At 69.4% G+C, this 14,733-nt stretch carries 13 protein-coding genes; 3 read left to right on the forward strand and 10 right to left on the reverse strand.

Translation table 11 applies throughout. The features are described 5' to 3' along the window. Positions 1 to 144: 144 nt before the first annotated feature. The 6 genes from UC35_RS08505 to UC35_RS08530 form a co-directional block, all read right to left on the reverse strand. The gene (locus tag UC35_RS08505; RefSeq protein WP_265331340.1) at positions 145 to 3,012 is read right to left on the reverse strand and encodes a ribonucleoside-diphosphate reductase subunit alpha; all 2,868 of its coding nucleotides are present in this window, start codon (positions 3,010 to 3,012) and stop codon (positions 145 to 147) included. A 328-nt stretch (positions 3,013 to 3,340) separates the two neighbouring features. After that, complete coding sequence (gene ampD, locus UC35_RS08510) at positions 3,341 to 3,913, reverse strand: 1,6-anhydro-N-acetylmuramyl-L-alanine amidase AmpD (protein ID WP_061498024.1); 573 nt, start codon at positions 3,911 to 3,913, stop codon at positions 3,341 to 3,343. Further along, entirely contained in the window at positions 3,906 to 5,315 is a 1,410-nt protein-coding gene (locus UC35_RS08515) for a sigma-54-dependent transcriptional regulator (protein ID WP_061498026.1), read from the reverse strand. Before UC35_RS08515 ends, ampD begins: the two co-directional genes overlap by 8 nt. Continuing rightward, a complete protein-coding gene (locus tag UC35_RS08520; RefSeq protein ID WP_061498028.1) occupies positions 5,315 to 7,021 on the reverse strand; it encodes a two-component system sensor histidine kinase NtrB in 1,707 nt (568 codons plus the stop codon). Before UC35_RS08520 ends, UC35_RS08515 begins: the two co-directional genes overlap by 1 nt. A 5-nt stretch (positions 7,022 to 7,026) precedes the next feature. Then, positions 7,027 to 7,278, reverse strand: a complete 252-nt coding sequence (locus tag UC35_RS08525) for a PP0621 family protein (RefSeq protein WP_321572382.1) — start codon at positions 7,276 to 7,278, stop codon at positions 7,027 to 7,029. Further along, positions 7,275 to 8,072 (reverse strand): inner membrane protein YpjD, encoded by a 798-nt coding sequence (locus UC35_RS08530; protein ID WP_061498033.1) that lies wholly within the window; start codon positions 8,070 to 8,072, stop codon positions 7,275 to 7,277. The genes UC35_RS08525 and UC35_RS08530 overlap by 4 nt, the downstream gene beginning before the upstream one ends. Positions 8,073 to 8,155: 83 nt before the next feature. On the opposite strand from UC35_RS08530, the gene ffh reads away from it, so the two are divergent. Beyond that, positions 8,156 to 9,538 carry a signal recognition particle protein gene (ffh, locus tag UC35_RS08535; RefSeq protein ID WP_061498035.1) on the forward strand — a complete coding sequence of 461 codons (1,383 nt, stop codon included), beginning with the start codon at positions 8,156 to 8,158 and terminating at the stop codon, positions 9,536 to 9,538. Positions 9,539 to 9,605: 67 nt separating this feature from the next. Beyond that, complete coding sequence (locus tag UC35_RS08540) at positions 9,606 to 10,883, forward strand: S1C family serine protease (RefSeq protein WP_158513875.1); 1,278 nt, start codon at positions 9,606 to 9,608, stop codon at positions 10,881 to 10,883. Positions 10,884 to 10,893: 10 nt separating this feature from the next. On the opposite strand, the gene miaB is transcribed toward UC35_RS08540, so the two are convergent. Both miaB and UC35_RS08550 read right to left on the reverse strand, forming a co-directional pair. Beyond that, the gene (gene miaB / locus UC35_RS08545) at positions 10,894 to 12,234 is read right to left on the reverse strand and encodes a tRNA (N6-isopentenyl adenosine(37)-C2)-methylthiotransferase MiaB (protein ID WP_061503746.1); all 1,341 of its coding nucleotides are present in this window, start codon (positions 12,232 to 12,234) and stop codon (positions 10,894 to 10,896) included. A gap of 11 nt (positions 12,235 to 12,245) precedes the next feature. Further along, complete coding sequence (locus UC35_RS08550; protein ID WP_061498039.1) at positions 12,246 to 12,671, reverse strand: hypothetical protein; 426 nt, start codon at positions 12,669 to 12,671, stop codon at positions 12,246 to 12,248. 145 nt (positions 12,672 to 12,816) lie between these two features. Between UC35_RS08550 and UC35_RS08555 the strand changes: the two genes are divergently transcribed. After that, a complete protein-coding gene (locus tag UC35_RS08555; protein WP_061503747.1) occupies positions 12,817 to 13,080 on the forward strand; it encodes a GlsB/YeaQ/YmgE family stress response membrane protein in 264 nt (87 codons plus the stop codon). A gap of 143 nt (positions 13,081 to 13,223) precedes the next feature. Here UC35_RS08555 and UC35_RS08560 read toward each other — a convergent pair whose 3' ends face one another. After that, positions 13,224 to 14,228 (reverse strand): asparaginase, encoded by a 1,005-nt coding sequence (locus UC35_RS08560; protein ID WP_061503748.1) that lies wholly within the window; start codon positions 14,226 to 14,228, stop codon positions 13,224 to 13,226. An 8-nt stretch (positions 14,229 to 14,236) separates the two neighbouring features. Beyond that, on the reverse strand, positions 14,237 to 14,728 hold the full coding sequence (locus tag UC35_RS08565) for a Mut7-C RNAse domain-containing protein (RefSeq protein ID WP_061498040.1): 492 nt from the start codon (positions 14,726 to 14,728) through the stop codon (positions 14,237 to 14,239). Positions 14,729 to 14,733: the final 5 nt, after the last annotated feature.

Consider the following 14,733-nt stretch of genomic DNA (forward strand, 5'->3'; position numbering starts at 1 on the left):
AGTGCTCGGATTATGTGAGCAGCGATGTGAAAGTCAAAGTGTCCGTTCACATCACCGCGCGATTTTGTTGCTCAATTGCATCGGCGTTCTGTCGGAGAACGCCGATACATCGAAGCGCCCTTTCATGTCGAGCGCTTCCACGAATTACTGGCAGGCCTCGCAACCAGGATCGTCGATGGCGCAGAACTTGATGTCCGTCGCCGGCCCGCCGTCGGTGCTCGCATTCATCTGCGTCTGCGCCGCGGCCGCCGCCTTCTCCAGCGCGCTCATGCCGCCGTTGGCCGCACCGGAGGACACCGCGTTGAGCCGGCCCGACTGCACGGTCGATTTCTCGGCCTGCGTGGCGCTGGTGGTGCGCAGGTAGTAGGTGGTCTTCAGGCCGCGCAGCCAGGCCAGCTTGTAGGTCTCGTCCAGCTTCTTGCCCGAGGCGCCGGCCATGTAGATGTTGAGCGACTGCGCCTGGTCGATCCACTTCTGGCGACGTGCGGCGGCTTCCACCAGCCACTCGGGTTCGACCTCGAAGGCGGTGGAATAGAGCGCCTTGACGTCCTGCGGCACGCGGTCGATCGGCCGCAGCGAGCCGTCGAAGTGCTTCAGGTCCATGACCATCACGTCGTCCCACAGCCCCAGGCGCTTGAGGTCGCGCACCAGGTAATGGTTGACCACGGTGAACTCGCCCGACAGGTTGGACTTGACCGAGAGGTTGCCGAAGCACGGCTCGATCGAGGCGTCCACGCCGATGATGTTGGAGATGGTGGCGGTCGGCGCGATGGCGACGCAGTTGCTGTTGCGCATGCCGTCGCGGGCGATCTTCTGGCGCAGCGCGTCCCAGTCCAGCGTGGCCGAGCGGTCCACTTCGACATAGCCGCCGCGCTCGCGCGCCAGCAGCTCAAGGGTGTCCAGCGGCAGCACGCCCTGGTCCCACAGCGAGCCGCGGTAGCTGGAATAGCGGCCGCGCTCGCGGGCCAGCTCGGTCGAGGCCCAGTAGGCGTGGTAGCAAACCGCCTCCATCGACTGGTCCGCGAATTCCACCGCCTGCTGCGAGGCGTAGGGGATGCGCAGCTCGTACAACGCGTCCTGGAAGCCCATGACGCCCAGCCCGACCGGGCGGTGCTTCATGTTGGAGTCGCGCGCCTTCTTGACCGCGTAGTAGTTGATGTCGATCACGTTGTCGAGCATCCGCATCGCCGTGGCGATGGTCTTCTTCAGCTTGTCGTGGTCGATGCCGCCGTCTTTCAGGTGCTGCAGCAGGTTGACCGAGCCGAGGTTGCAGACCGCCGTTTCGGTGTCGCTGGTGTTGAGCGTGATCTCGGTGCACAGGTTGGACGAGTGCACCACGCCGGCGTGCTGCTGCGGCGAGCGCACGTTGCAGGCGTCCTTGAAGGTGATCCAGGGATGGCCGGTCTCGAACAGCATCGACAGCATCTTGCGCCACATGTCGGTGGCCGGCAGGGTGCGGCTGGGCTTGATCTCGCCGCGCCGGGCCTTTTCCTCGTAGGCGACGTAGGCCTTCTCGAATTCGGCGCCGAACTTGTCGTGCAGGTCGGGCACCGAGGACGGCGAGAACAGCGTCCACTCGCCCTTTTCCATCACGCGGCGCATGAACAGGTCCGGGATCCAGTTGGCCGTGTTCATGTCGTGGGTGCGGCGGCGGTCGTCGCCGGTGTTCTTGCGCAGCTCGAGGAATTCCTCGATGTCCAGGTGCCAGCTTTCCAGGTAGGTGCAGACCGCGCCCTTGCGCTTGCCGCCTTGGTTGACCGCCACCGCGGTGTCGTTGACCACCTTCAGGAACGGCACCACGCCCTGCGATTCGCCGTTGGTGCCCTTGATGTGCGAGCCCAGCGCGCGCACGCGCGTCCAGTCGTTGCCCAGGCCGCCGGCAAATTTGGACAGCAGCGCGTTCTCCTTGATCGACTCGTAGATGCCGTCCAGGTCGTCCGGCACCGTGGTCAGGTAGCACGAGGACAGCTGCGAGCGCAGCGTGCCGCTGTTGAACAGGGTCGGGGTCGAGGACATGAAGTCGAAGCTCGACAGCACCTCGTAGAACTCGATGGCGCGCGTCTCGCGGTCGATCTCGTTCAGCGCCAGGCCCATGGCCACGCGCATGAAGAAGGCCTGCGGCAGCTCGATGCGGGTCTTGCGCACGTGCAGGAAGTAGCGGTCGTACAGCGTCTGCAGGCCGAGGTAGTCGAACTTCTGGTCGCGCTCGGCCTTCAGCGCCGCGCCCAGCTTGGCGAGGTCGTAGTTCAGCAGCTCGGGGCTGAGCAGCTCGGCTTCCACGCCCTTGCGGATGAAGCCGGGGAAGTACTCGGCGTAGCCGGCGGCGGCGTCGGCCGGCGCGATCTCGCGGCCCAGCACTTCCTTGAAGATGGTGTGCAGCAGCAGACGGGCGGTGGCGTAGGTGTAGTCGGGATCCTTTTCGATCAGCGTGCGCGCGGCCAGGATCGAGGCCTTGTAGACTTCGTCGATCGGCACGCCGTCGTACAGGTTGCGCATGGTTTCGGCCACGATCGGATCGGCCTTGACATCGGCCGACAGGCCGGCGCAAGCCGACTCGATCAGGGCCTTCAGCGCGTTCAGGTCCAGCGGCACGCGCCGGCCGCCGTCGAGCACCTGCAGTTGCGGCGCCTGGGGTTCTTCGCGGACCTGCTTGGCGGCGCGCTCCTGCGTGCGGCGCTCGCGGTACAGCACGTAGGCGCGGGCGATCTCGTGGTGGCCGCCGCGCATCAGGCCGAGCTCGACCTGGTCCTGCACGTCTTCGATGTGGAAGGTGCCGCCGCCCGGGCGCGAGCGCACCAGCGCGCGGATCACGGCCTGCGTGAGCTGGTCCACCACCTCGCGCACGCTGGCCGAGGCGGCTCCCTGGGTGCCGTGCACCGCCAGGAAGGCTTTCATCATCGCGATCGCGATCTTGTTGGGCTCGAACGGAACCACCGCGCCGTTGCGGCGGATGATCTGGTAGTGCGCCAGGGGGGTGGCCGCGGTTTGCGCCGGCTGCGGGGCACTGAACATGGCGTTGTTGCTGACGCTGGTTTCGGTCGTGCTCAGGACGGATTGCATGCTGCTGGTTTCCTCGGCTGTAGTCTTTATTTGGGACGCGAAGTGTACCGCCGTGCGGCTCAGTCAGGCACTATATATGGGGTCTGTACGGAGTCAAGCTCACTACATCTAGTGGTTTTGCTAGGTTGTCGATATTTTGTGGACAGGCTGTTGAAGAGCCTCTCCGGCTGAGTTCGCACAGCCGCGCCAATGCTCGATTGCGCATCCACAAGGTGCTTGGCAGCTCTGCCTCTGCATTGCCGCGCGCAGCGGCTGCGGCACCGTAACAGTTTGTTGCCTATCAGGCGGCGAACTGCTCGCCCGGCCAGCCGAGCGAGCGGCGCAACTCGGCCCAGTCGAAGCCGGGGCCGGGGTCGCACTTGCGCCCGGGCGCGATGTGCTCGTGGCCGGCCACGTGCGCGATCGGGTAGCGCTGCGCCAGGGCGGCGCACAGCTGCGCCAGCGTCTCGTACTGGGGCGGCTCGAAGCTGGCGCCTTCCAGGCCCTCCAGCTCGATGCCGATGGAATCGTCGTTGCAGTTGGCGCGGCCGCGCCAGCTGGAGGCGCCGGCGTGCCAAGCGCGGTGGTCGCAGTCGACGAACTGCCAGAGCTGGCCGTCGCGCCGGATATAGAAGTGCGACGAGACCTCCAGCCCCTCGATGCTCTTGAAATAGGGATGGGCGTCCCAGTCGAGCGTGTTGGTGAACAGCTGCTGCACCGCGTCGCCGCCGTACTCGCCGGGAGGCAGGCTGATCGAGTGCAGCACGATCAGGTCGACCTGGGCGCCCGCCGGCCGCGGTCCGAAGTTCGCTGAATCCAGGCGCCGGGCGAAGCGGTACCAGCCCGCGTCCCACAGGGCGCCCGATTCAGGCATCGTCGCCTTCGTCGGCGCCGCCCGGCACGGGAATCTGCAGGCGCGCGATGCGATACCGGATCTGGCGCAGCGTCAGCCCCAGGCGTTGCGCGGCGGCGGTGCGGTTGAAGCCGCTGTCCTGCAGCGCCTTCACCAGGACGTCGCGCTCCTTCTGGTCGAGCCAGGCCTGCAGGTCGTTCGGCATCTCGGGCTCCGGCGCCAGCGCCGGAGCCGCTGCCGGCTCGAGGTCCAGATGCATTTCATGACCGTCCGACAGCGCGACGGCACGGTGCAGCAGGTTCTCCAGCTCGCGCACGTTGCCGCCGAGCGGATGGGCCCACAGCTGCGCCATCACCTCCGGCGTCAGCACCGGCGCCGGCACGCCGGTGTCCTGCGCGATGCGCGCCAGCAGCGCCTCGCACAGCCGCGGCAGGTCCTCGCGGCGCTCGCGCAGCGGCGGCACCACGATCTCGATGACATTGAGGCGGTAGTACAGGTCCTGGCGGAAGCGGGCGGCCTGGACGTCGGCCACCAGGTCCTTGTGCGTGGCGCTGACGATGCGCACGTCCACGGCGTCCTCTTGGGTGGAGCCGAGCGGCCGCACCTGGCGCTCCTGGATCGCGCGCAGCAGCTTGGACTGCATGGGCAGCGGCAGGTCGCCGATCTCGTCGAGGAACAGCGTGCCGCCGCGCGCCGCCTGGAAGTAGCCCTCGCGGTCGGCGGCCGAGCCGGTGTAGGAGCCCTTCTTGGCGCCGAAGAACTCGGCTTCGAGCAGGGCCTCCGGGATCGCGCTGCAGTTCACTGCCACGAAGGGCGCGTCGGCGCGGTGGCTGCAGGCGTGGATCGCCCGCGCCACCAGTTCCTTGCCGGTGCCGGACTCGCCGCGCACCAGCACCGGCGCCATGCTGCGCGCCACCTTGGCCACGCGCTCCTTGACGGCGCGCACGGCCTGGGACTCCCCCACCAGCCGCTGCAGGGCGGCATCGCCACCGGTCGGCCGCTCTGCCGGCGCGGCAGTGCGCGCCGCGACGCGGCCGCGCGCCGGCGTGACTTCCTGGATCGCCGATGCGACCACGTTGCGAAATTGCCGCAGGTCGACCGGCTTGGTGAGGTAGTCGAAGGCGCCGGCCTTGAGCGCCTCGACGGCGTTCTCGGCCGAACCGTAGGCGGTCATGACGATGCAGCGCTCGGGCCGCTGCTGCTGCGACATGCGCTGCAGCAGCTCCAGCCCCTGCCCGTCGGGCAGGCGCATGTCGGTGATCACAGCGTCGAAGCGCTTGGCCTCCAGCTGCTGCCAGGCCTCGGCCACGCTGCCGGCGGCGTCCACGCGGTAGCCCTCCCGCAGCAGCGTGAGCTCGTACAGCGTGCGCAGGTCGGGTTCGTCATCGACGACCAGTACCTGCGCGGTGGAAGTGGCGGACATTAGGCGTTTATTTTGTCAAAGGTTGTGTTGCCCGTCGCCCTCGCGTTCAGGGGTCCGAAGGTCACGACGAAGTCGTTCCCCTCGCGCTGGGTCCCCACCGTGCCTCCGATGCGGCGCTGGTAGGCCATGGTCGCACCGTGACGTTCGCACAGCTCGCGGCAGATGAACAGCCCCAGGCCGCTGGATCGGCTCTCCGAGGTGAAAAAAGGCTCGAAAAGGTGGCGCTGGACCGACGCTTCCATCGGTTCGCCGTCACTCCAGACGTGCAGATTCACCTGGTCGGCCGACTCGCGCGTGAGCACCCGGATCGAATCCGGGCGTTCGCCGCAGTAGCGCAACGCGTTGTCCAGCAGGTTGACCAGGACGCGCCGCAGGTGGTCGGGCTCGAAGCGCACCCGCACGCCCGGCGCGCCCAGCGACAGCTGCAGGCGCGGGCCGCTGCCGGTCTGCGCCGCCCAATCCTTGCAGGCCGCCGCCACCGAGGCATCGAGCGCCAGCGGCGGCGAGCCGCCGGCCGCAGCGCGCGCGCGCGAGACGTCCAGGATCTCCTCGACGATCTGCGCCAGCCGCTGCGCATTCTTGCGCACCAGCGCGCTGAGCTGGCGCAGGCCCGGCTCGCGCAGGTCTTCTTCCAGCAGCGCATTGGCCTGGGCGATGGCGGCCAGCGGGTTGCGGATCTCGTGCGCCACGGCCGCCGACATCCGGCCCATGGCCGCCAGCTTCTCGGTGCGCAGCCGCGCTTCCATCTCGCGCAGGTCGTGCAGGAACATGACGCACAGCCCCTCGCCGTAGCTTTCTTCCGTCAGGCGGGTGCGCACATGCATGCGCCGGCGGCCGGCGGCCGGCTCGTCCAGCGCCAGCTCGCGCAGCTGGGGACCGCGCAGCTCGAAGGTCTGCCGCGCCAGCTCGCGCAGGGGCTCCCAGCCGGCCTGCGCCGCCAGCGCGAAGGACGACTGACTGGCGACGTCGGCCAGGCCGAGCAGCATGCGGGCGGCCGGATTGGCCGCGTGCACGCGGCCGCTGGCGTCGACCACCAGCACGCCTTCGCTGAGCGCCTCGATCACCAGCTCGTTGACCTGCGCGTGGGTGCGCGCCGCCCGGCGCCCGCGAAGCGCCGCCTGCTCCTCGCGCGCCAGCCGCGCGGCCAGCTGGTTGACCAGGAAGGCCAGGGCGAAATAGCCGACACCGGTGAGCCCGGCCTGCAGGAAGCGCGAAGGCAGCTCGGTCGACTCCGGCGCCAGGTGCGGGATCTGGATCCAGACGTCGACCAGCAGCAGCAAGGCGACGCCGGCGGCGGTGGCCAGCGCCGCCACCGACGACCCCAGCACCGCCGACATCAGCACCGGCAGCGCGAACAGCGGCGAATAGTTGATGCTGGCGACCTGCAGGAACTGCAGGGTCGAGATCGCCAGCAGGTCCGCCCCGGCGGTCGGCAGCCACTGTCGATCGAAGGTTCGGCCGGGCGGCGCCGGCACGAAGAACACCCGCCCCGCCAGCGCCACCAGCAGGTAGCCCGCGCACAGCCCGATCAGCCAGCGGGTCACGCCCAGCGCCGGGGCCAGCGTGTGCAGGGCGCCGAGCAGCACGGTGAGGACCAGCGCGATGGTCGTGCGCGCGGTCATGAAGCCGCGCCACAGGCGGTCGAAGGCCGACCCGCGCGCCCGCTCTTCGGCGCCGTCGCGCGGGGCTTCGGTCAGCGGTGCCAAGGTATTCAGCCTTCGCCCCGCAGCCGGTGTTCGGCGCAGCAATAGAGCTGCCCGCCCGGTCCGGGCAATGCGTCGGCGCGCGGCAGGTGCACATGGCACACCGGGCATTCCACCATGTCCTGCGGCGCGGATGGCGCGGGCGGCGCGGCGCGCCGCGCCGCCTGCTCGCGCCCGGCTTCGTCCGGCCGGCGCGCGCCGCCGCGCAGGAACCAGATCACCACCAGCACCACGGCCAGCAGCAACAGGAACTTCATCATGCGGCGCGCCTCAGGATCACTTCGAGCACGAAACGCGAGCCGGCGTAGGCGAGCAACAGCAGCACCGAGCCGGTATAGAGCACCCGCACGGCCTTGCGTCCACGCCAGCCGAAGCGCAGCCGGCCCAGCAGCAGGAAGGCGAACACCGCCCAGGCCAGCAGCGAGAAGATGGTCTTGTGGTCCCAGCGCGCCGGCTGCCCGTACAGGTACTCGCTGAAAACGACGCCGGCCAGCAGCGTCGCCGACAGCAGCGCGAAGCCGGCGGTGGCGAACCGGAACGTCAGGCGCTCCAGCGTCAGCAGCGGAATGCCCGCGTGCGGGTCGGTGGCCTGGCGGATATCGCGCTCCGCCCGCGTCATCAGCCAGGCGTGCACCACGGCGGCGGCAATCAGGCCGTAGGAGGCGATGCCCAGCGCCCAGTGCAGAGGCAGCCAGGGCGAGGCGGTGGCGTGCAGGGTCGAGCCCGGAAACACCAGCGCCAGCAGCACCGCGGCGCTGCCCAGGCCGGCCAGCGCCCAGCGCGCCTGCAGGCGCGGAAACATCTGGCGCTCCACCGCGTAGACGGTCAGCACCAGCCAGGCGGTGACCGACAGGGCCGGGGCAAAGCCGAAGCGCGGCGGATCGCCCAGCAGGCCGGCGGCGATCGCCAACACGTGCAACAGCCAGGCCGCCAGCAGGGCCAGGCGCGCCCCGCGCTCGGACAGCCGCGCGGCCGCCGCAGCGGGCACCGCATAGGCCAAGGCCGCCGCCAGCGAAAGCACGACGTTCGCGGGGGAGGCACTGGATAGAATCATGGCTCACAGTTTAGGTGTTTCCGGCCACGCCGCACCCCGGCAAAGGCCCGGGTCTTCCGGCGCCCCACTCCCCTCCAACCCTCATGGCCACCTCCGCCCTCACCGAAAAACTCTCGCGACTGGCCAAGGAATTGCGCGGCCAGGCCCGCATCACCGAAGCCAACGTCCAGGACATGCTGCGCGAAGTGCGCCTGGCCCTGCTCGAGGCCGACGTCGCCCTGCCCGTGGTGCGCGACTTCATCGCGCGCGTCAAGGACAAGGCGATGGGCCAGGAGGTGCTGGGCTCGCTCTCGCCCGGACAGGCCCTGGTGGGCATCGTCAACCGCGAGCTCGCCGCCACCATGGGCGAAGGCGTGTCCGACATCAACTTGGCCGCGCAGCCGCCGGCGGTGATCCTGATGGCCGGCCTGCAGGGCGCGGGCAAGACCACCACCACGGCCAAGCTCGCCAAGTACCTGATCGAAAAGCGCAAGAAGAAGGTGCTGACGGTCTCGGGCGACGTCTACCGTCCGGCCGCCATCGAGCAGCTGAAAACGGTGACCGGGCAGGCCGGCGCCGAATGGTTCCCCAGCTCGCCCGAGCAGAAGCCGGTGGACATCGCCCGCGCCGCGGTCGATTTCGCGCGCAGGCAGTACTTCGACGTGCTGCTGGTCGACACCGCCGGCCGGCTGGCGGTGGACGAGGCCATGATGCGCGAGATCCGCGAGCTGCATGCCGCGCTCAACCCGGTCGAGACGCTGTTCGTGGTCGACGCCATGCAGGGCCAGGACGCGATCAACACCGCCAAGGCCTTCAAGGAGGCGCTGCCGCTGACCGGCATCATCCTGACCAAGATGGATGGCGACTCGCGCGGCGGCGCCGCGCTGTCGGTGCGCCAGGTCACCGGCGCGCCGATCAAGTTCGCCGGCGTGTCCGAGAAGATCGACGGCCTGGAGGTGTTCGACGCCGAGCGCCACGCCGGTCGCATCCTGGGCATGGGCGACATCGTGGCGCTGGTCGAGCAGGTCACCGCCGGCGTCGACGTGCAGGCGGCGCAGAGGCTCGCCGCCAAGGTCAAGACCGGCGAGTTCGACCTGAACGACTTCCTGGCGCAGATCCAGCAGATGAAGCAGATGGGCGGCCTGTCCAGCCTGATGGAGAAGCTGCCGGCGCAGATGACCGCCAAGGCCGGCAACGTCGACATGGCCAAGGCCGAGCGCGACATCCGCCGCAAGGAAGGCATCATCAACAGCATGACGCCGCTGGAGCGGCGCAAGCCCGAACTGATCAAGGCCACCCGCAAGCGCCGCATCGCCACCGGCGCCGGCGTCCAGGTCCAGGAAGTCAACCGCCTGCTCAACGAGTTCGAGCAGATGCAGGGCATGATGAAGAAGATGAAGGGCGGCGGCCTCATGAAGATGATGAAGCGCATGGGCGGGATGGGCGGCAAGGGGGGCAAGGGCGGGATGCCCAAACTGCCGTTCTGACGCCGCTGCCGGCGGCTGCACAATACTCCCGCGCAGTGGCGGGACGCGGAGGAGCGCGATGAGGGGAATGCAAGCAGCATGGGCGGCACTGGCCGCCTGCACGATGATCGCGGCGGCGGCGCATGCCGAGGTGCCGCGGGTCAAGGAAGTCGAGGCGCGCACGCCCCTCGCCCTGCCGGCGGGGTCCGGCGGACGGCCCCTGATGCTGCGCACCATCAAGACGCGCTTCGAGACGCCGCCGGCGCGCATCGGCGTGCTGCAGGACGGCCTGTTCTGCAGCACCCGGGGCACCGCCACCTGGAACGACAAGCTGTACCAGGCGTTCAACACGCAGCTGTCGCGCACCTTCCGCGCCGAGCTGGAAACGGCCGGCTACCCGGTGCCCGTGCAATCCGATGCGATCTTCGACACCCCGGCCGACCGCGAGCGCCAGCGCTCATCGGCCCAGTTGCATGTGGGCGTCCTGATCAAGGACGTCGGCGCCAATTTCTGCGTGCGCAGCGGCGAGACCAGCGGCGGCGTCTACATGCAGCTGTTCTGGCAGGTGCTGCAGGTCGACACCCAGAAAGTCATCTTCGAAACCACGACCGAAGGCAGCTACCAGCCAGGCACGCCGGAGAAGACGCCCCTCACCACCTTCTTCGTGCGCGCCTTCGCCGCCGCCTCGCGCAACCTGCTGGCCGACGAGCGCTTTCAGGCCGCCGTGCTCGCCGTGCCCGCCGCGGCCGCGCCGCAGGGCGCCGCGACCGGGATGGAGGTCCTCAAGCTCGCCGGCGCCCGGCCCGGCGGTGAAGCCCTGAACAAGAACGTGACGCTGCTGCGCGCCGGCGTGGCCACCGTCAGCAACGGCAGCGGCACCGGCACCGCCTTCTTCGTCAGCGACGGCTACCTCCTGAGCAACGCCCATGTGACGGGCGACGCCAAGATCGTCAAGGTCACCCTGACCACCGGGCGCGAGCTGGTCGGCGAAGTGGTGCGCAGCGACCGGCTGCGCGACGTGGTGCTGATCAAGACCGAGGCTTCAGGCGTGCCACCGCTGCCGCTGCGCACGGGCGAAGCCAATGTGGGCGACGATGTGTATGCGCTCGGTTCGCCCTTGGGCGACCGCTTCAACGCCACGCTCACGCGCGGCATCCTGAGCGGCTACCGCACGATGGAGGACAAGCGCTACATCCAGAGCGATGTCGCGATCCTGCCGGGCAACAGCGGCGGCCCGCTGCTCGACGCGAAGGGCACGGTCATCGGCATCACGGTGATGGGCCTGGGGGCCAAGGGCCTGGCCGGAATGAACTTCTTCATCCCGATCAGCGACGCCCTCGCCAAGCTGGGCGTCGAGGTCAACTAGGGGCCCGGCCCTAGGCCGCGGCTTCCTCGCGCTCCAGCACCTCGGCGCGCAGCGAGTGCGGCAGGGCCTGCGTGATCGTCACGTCGGCCATCTGCCCGACCAGGTGCGGCTGGCCGCTGAAATTGACGATGCGGTTGCACTCGGTGCGGCCCATCAGTTCCGCGGGGTCCTTGCGGGACGGCCCTTCGACCAGGATGCGCTGCACGGTGCCGACCAGGCTCCGGCTGATGCGCTGGGCGTTGGCCTCGATCGCCGCCTGCACCTGCTGCAGGCGCGCCAGCTTCACCGCATGCGGCGTGTCGTCGTGCAGGTTGGCCGCCGGCGTGCCCGGGCGCGGGCTGAAGATGAAGGAGAAGCTGGCGTCGTAGCCGACGTCCTCGATCAGCTTCATCAGCCGGGCGAAATCCTCGTCGGTCTCGCCGGGGAAGCCAACGATGAAATCGCTGGACAGCGACAGCTGCGGCCGCACCGCGCGCAGCTTGCGCACCGTGCTCTTGTATTCCAGCACGGTGTAGCCGCGCTTCATCGCCATCAGGATGCGGTCGCTGCCGTGCTGCACCGGCAGGTGCAGGTGGCTCACCAGCTTGGGCACGCGGGCGTAGGCCTCGATCAGGCGCTGCGTGAACTCGTTGGGATGGCTGGTGGTATAGCGGATGCGTTCGATGCCGGGGATGTCGGCCACGTATTCGAGCAGCAGCGCGAAGTCGGCGATCTCGGCGGTGTCGCCCATCTTGCCGCGGTAGGCGTTGACGTTCTGCCCGAGCAGCGTCACTTCCTTGACGCCCTGGTCGGCCAGGCCAGCCACTTCGGCCAGCACGTCCTCGAACGGGCGCGAGACCTCCTCGCCGCGGGTGTAGGGCACGACGCAGTAGCTGCAGTACTTGGAGCAGCCTTCCATGATGCTGACGAAGGCGGTCGCGCCTTCGACGCGGGCCGGCGGCAGGCTGTCGAACTTCTCGATCTCGGGGAAACTGATGTCCACCTGCGGCCGCTGCTGGCGTTCGCGCTGGGCCAGCAGCTGCGGCAGGCGGTGCAGCGTCTGCGGGCCGAACACCACGTCCACGTAGGGCGCGCGCTCGATGATCGCCGCGCCCTCCTGGCTGGCGACGCAGCCGCCGACGCCGATCAGCACGCCCTTGCTTTTCAGGTGCTTGACGCGCCCGAGGTCGGAGAACACCTTTTCCTGCGCCTTCTCGCGCACCGAGCAGGTGTTGAACAGGATCAGGTCCGCCTCGTCGACATTGTCGGTGGGCTCGTAGCCCTGGGCGGCGTTCATCACATCGGCCATCTTGTCCGAGTCGTACTCGTTCATCTGGCAGCCGAAAGTCTTGATGAAGACTTTGCGCGTCATGGCCGGCTCCTTCAACGGCGCGCGCCGAAGATCACCGAGAGCAATTCGGCGAACTTCCTGTAGCCGTCGGCCCCGCCGCCAACGCCGCCGAGCCGGCGGTATTCCTCGGCCGTGAGCAGCCAGGCCTCGTGCACCAGGCCGGCGGCGTCGCGCCGGTACACCACGGGCACGGTCTGGCCGGCCAGGCTGGCCGACAGCACCAGCATGTTGTTGAGGTCGCGGATGCGATAGCCGGGGGACAGCCGGTCGGCCTTGCCGTCGATCTGGATCTCGGGCGGCGCGCCCACCGCCATCTGGCCCAGCACGACATCCTTGGGCGCTTCGCGCTGGATGCCCTGCGCGGCCGCGGGAGCGGGCAACAGGATGGGGGTGAGTGCGGCGAGCGAGGCGAATGCGGCAAGCGCGATTCGTGCCCGCAATGAGAGGCAGCGGTTCATGGCTTAGACCCAGAGGCTGTCGAGGATTGCGTGGCTGACGATTTTAACAGTGCGACACAGCAGGCACAGAGGCGTTGCCGCGGACGAGCCACATGGCACCGGGCGGCGTGGCTAGAGTGGACGCAGTTCAAGCGGAGGTATGCGCATGATGTCCATCATCGGCACCATCGTCGTTGGCTTCATCGTGGGCCTGATCGCCCGGGCCCTGAAGCCGGGCGACGACCGCATGGGCCTGATCATGACCACGCTGCTCGGCGTCGCGGGCGCGTTCATCGCCCGCTACGTCGGCGTGGCCATGGGCTGGTACCAGCAGGAAGAGGCCGCCGGCTGGATCGCCTCCGTGATCGGCGCCGTCGTGCTGCTGTTCATCTACGGCATGCTGCGCGGCCGGTCGCGCGACCGCCCCTGAGGCGGGCCGGTCTCGGAGTCATTAGATAACCTTCGCCCTGTCGGGCTGCGGTGCTACGAGCCTTCGGAGCGGCCGGGCGGCTCATTGGATAACCTCCGCCCTGCGGGCTGCGGTGCTATGAGCCTTCGGAGCGGCCGTGCGGCTCATGCCGGCGCCAGCCTGAATGCGGTCTTGCGCTCGCCCACCGGCGCGCCGCGCACGCTCAGGATCTCCTGCGCGCGCCACGGGCGCAGTTCCTCGCGCTGGTGCCCATCCAGCCAGCCAAGCTGGTCGAGCGCGGCCACCGTGACGGCGGCGGCCGCGAGCTTGCCACCGTCGGCGATCTTGACCGCGACGGCCTGGCCGCGGCTCTTGCTGGCCACCACCTGCACGCCGTCAGCGCCTGCCTTGGACAGCCAGTCGCCACCGCCGGCGCGCATGAAAGCCAGGTCGTTGCGGCCGGTGCCCGAGCCGAGCTCCGGGAATTCGCCCATCGCGCCGGCCAGCGCCGCGAAGCTGGCGCCGAATTCGCCGTCGGCGGCGCCGCGCGCCAGGCGGGCGTAGCCGCGGGCCAGGTGCGCCAGCGGCATTGCATAGTTGGGCGCCGAGCAGCCATCGATGCCCATCCGCAGCTCGCCTTCGGACAGGCCGACCGCGCGGGCCACGTCGCGGCGGACTTCCTGCTGCAGCGGGTGCGCGGGTTCCAGGTAGCTGTCCAGCGGCCAGCCCCGGTGCACGCAGTGCGCCAGGAAGCCGGTGTGCTTGCCGCTGCAGTTGTGGTGCCGCTCATCGAACGCCGCCGGCGCGGCGCCCACACCCTGCTCGACGTAGTAGGGCACATGGCAGCCGCACTGCAGGCGTCGCAAGCCGACGCCCGCCTTGTCCAGCATCTGCTGCACCTGCTCGACGTGCATGGGCTCGCCGCTGTGGCTTGCACACAGCAGCGCGATGTTGCTTGCCGTGAAACCCAGCGCCTGCGCCCCACCCGACTGCAGGAAGGGCAGCGCCTGCAGCGGCTTGAGGGTGGAGCGGGTGAAGGTGAGCCAGTGCGGGTCGCCCGCGGCCCCGAGCACGCGGCCCTGGCTGTCGCACACCGCCACGGCGCCGAAGTTCACCGACTCCAGCGTGCCGCCGCGGTGCGATTCGAAAAGGGGCACGAGGGAGGCCATGCGGACCATTATCCGATGCCTTCGGGCAGCCAGCCCGGCAGCACGCGCTCGAGGGCCGCGCGCATGCGCCGCACGTGCGAGCCCTGCCAGTACACCCGGCCGCAGACCGGGCACTGGCGCACCGGGCCCGGGATGCCGCGCACGCCGGCCGGCACCAGCGCATCGGCCTGCGCCGGCGGCAGCGGCGGGCCGAGCTCGGCGTTGTCGAGCATGCAGCGGGTGTAGAGCTGCACCGGCGGCGGCAAGGCCATGGCGGTGACGACCTGGCGCAGCTGCTCCAGCGGATCGTCGCCGCGCACCTCGAAGGCGCTGGCGGGCTTCTGTTCGCGCAGCAGCACGCGGTTGCGCGTGAGCAGGATGCGCCCCTGCTGGCGGGACTGCTGCAGCTGCTGCCGACCGGGCAGCGATTCGTCGTAGGCGCAGTCGAAACCGAGCGCGCGCAGCCAGCGCGCCAGCCGTCCCAGCTGGGCGTCGGCGGTGAAGCGGCCGCGGAAGGCCATGACTT

Source organism: Ramlibacter tataouinensis, from assembly GCF_001580455.1.
GTDB lineage: Bacteria > Pseudomonadota > Gammaproteobacteria > Burkholderiales > Burkholderiaceae_C > Ramlibacter > Ramlibacter tataouinensis_B.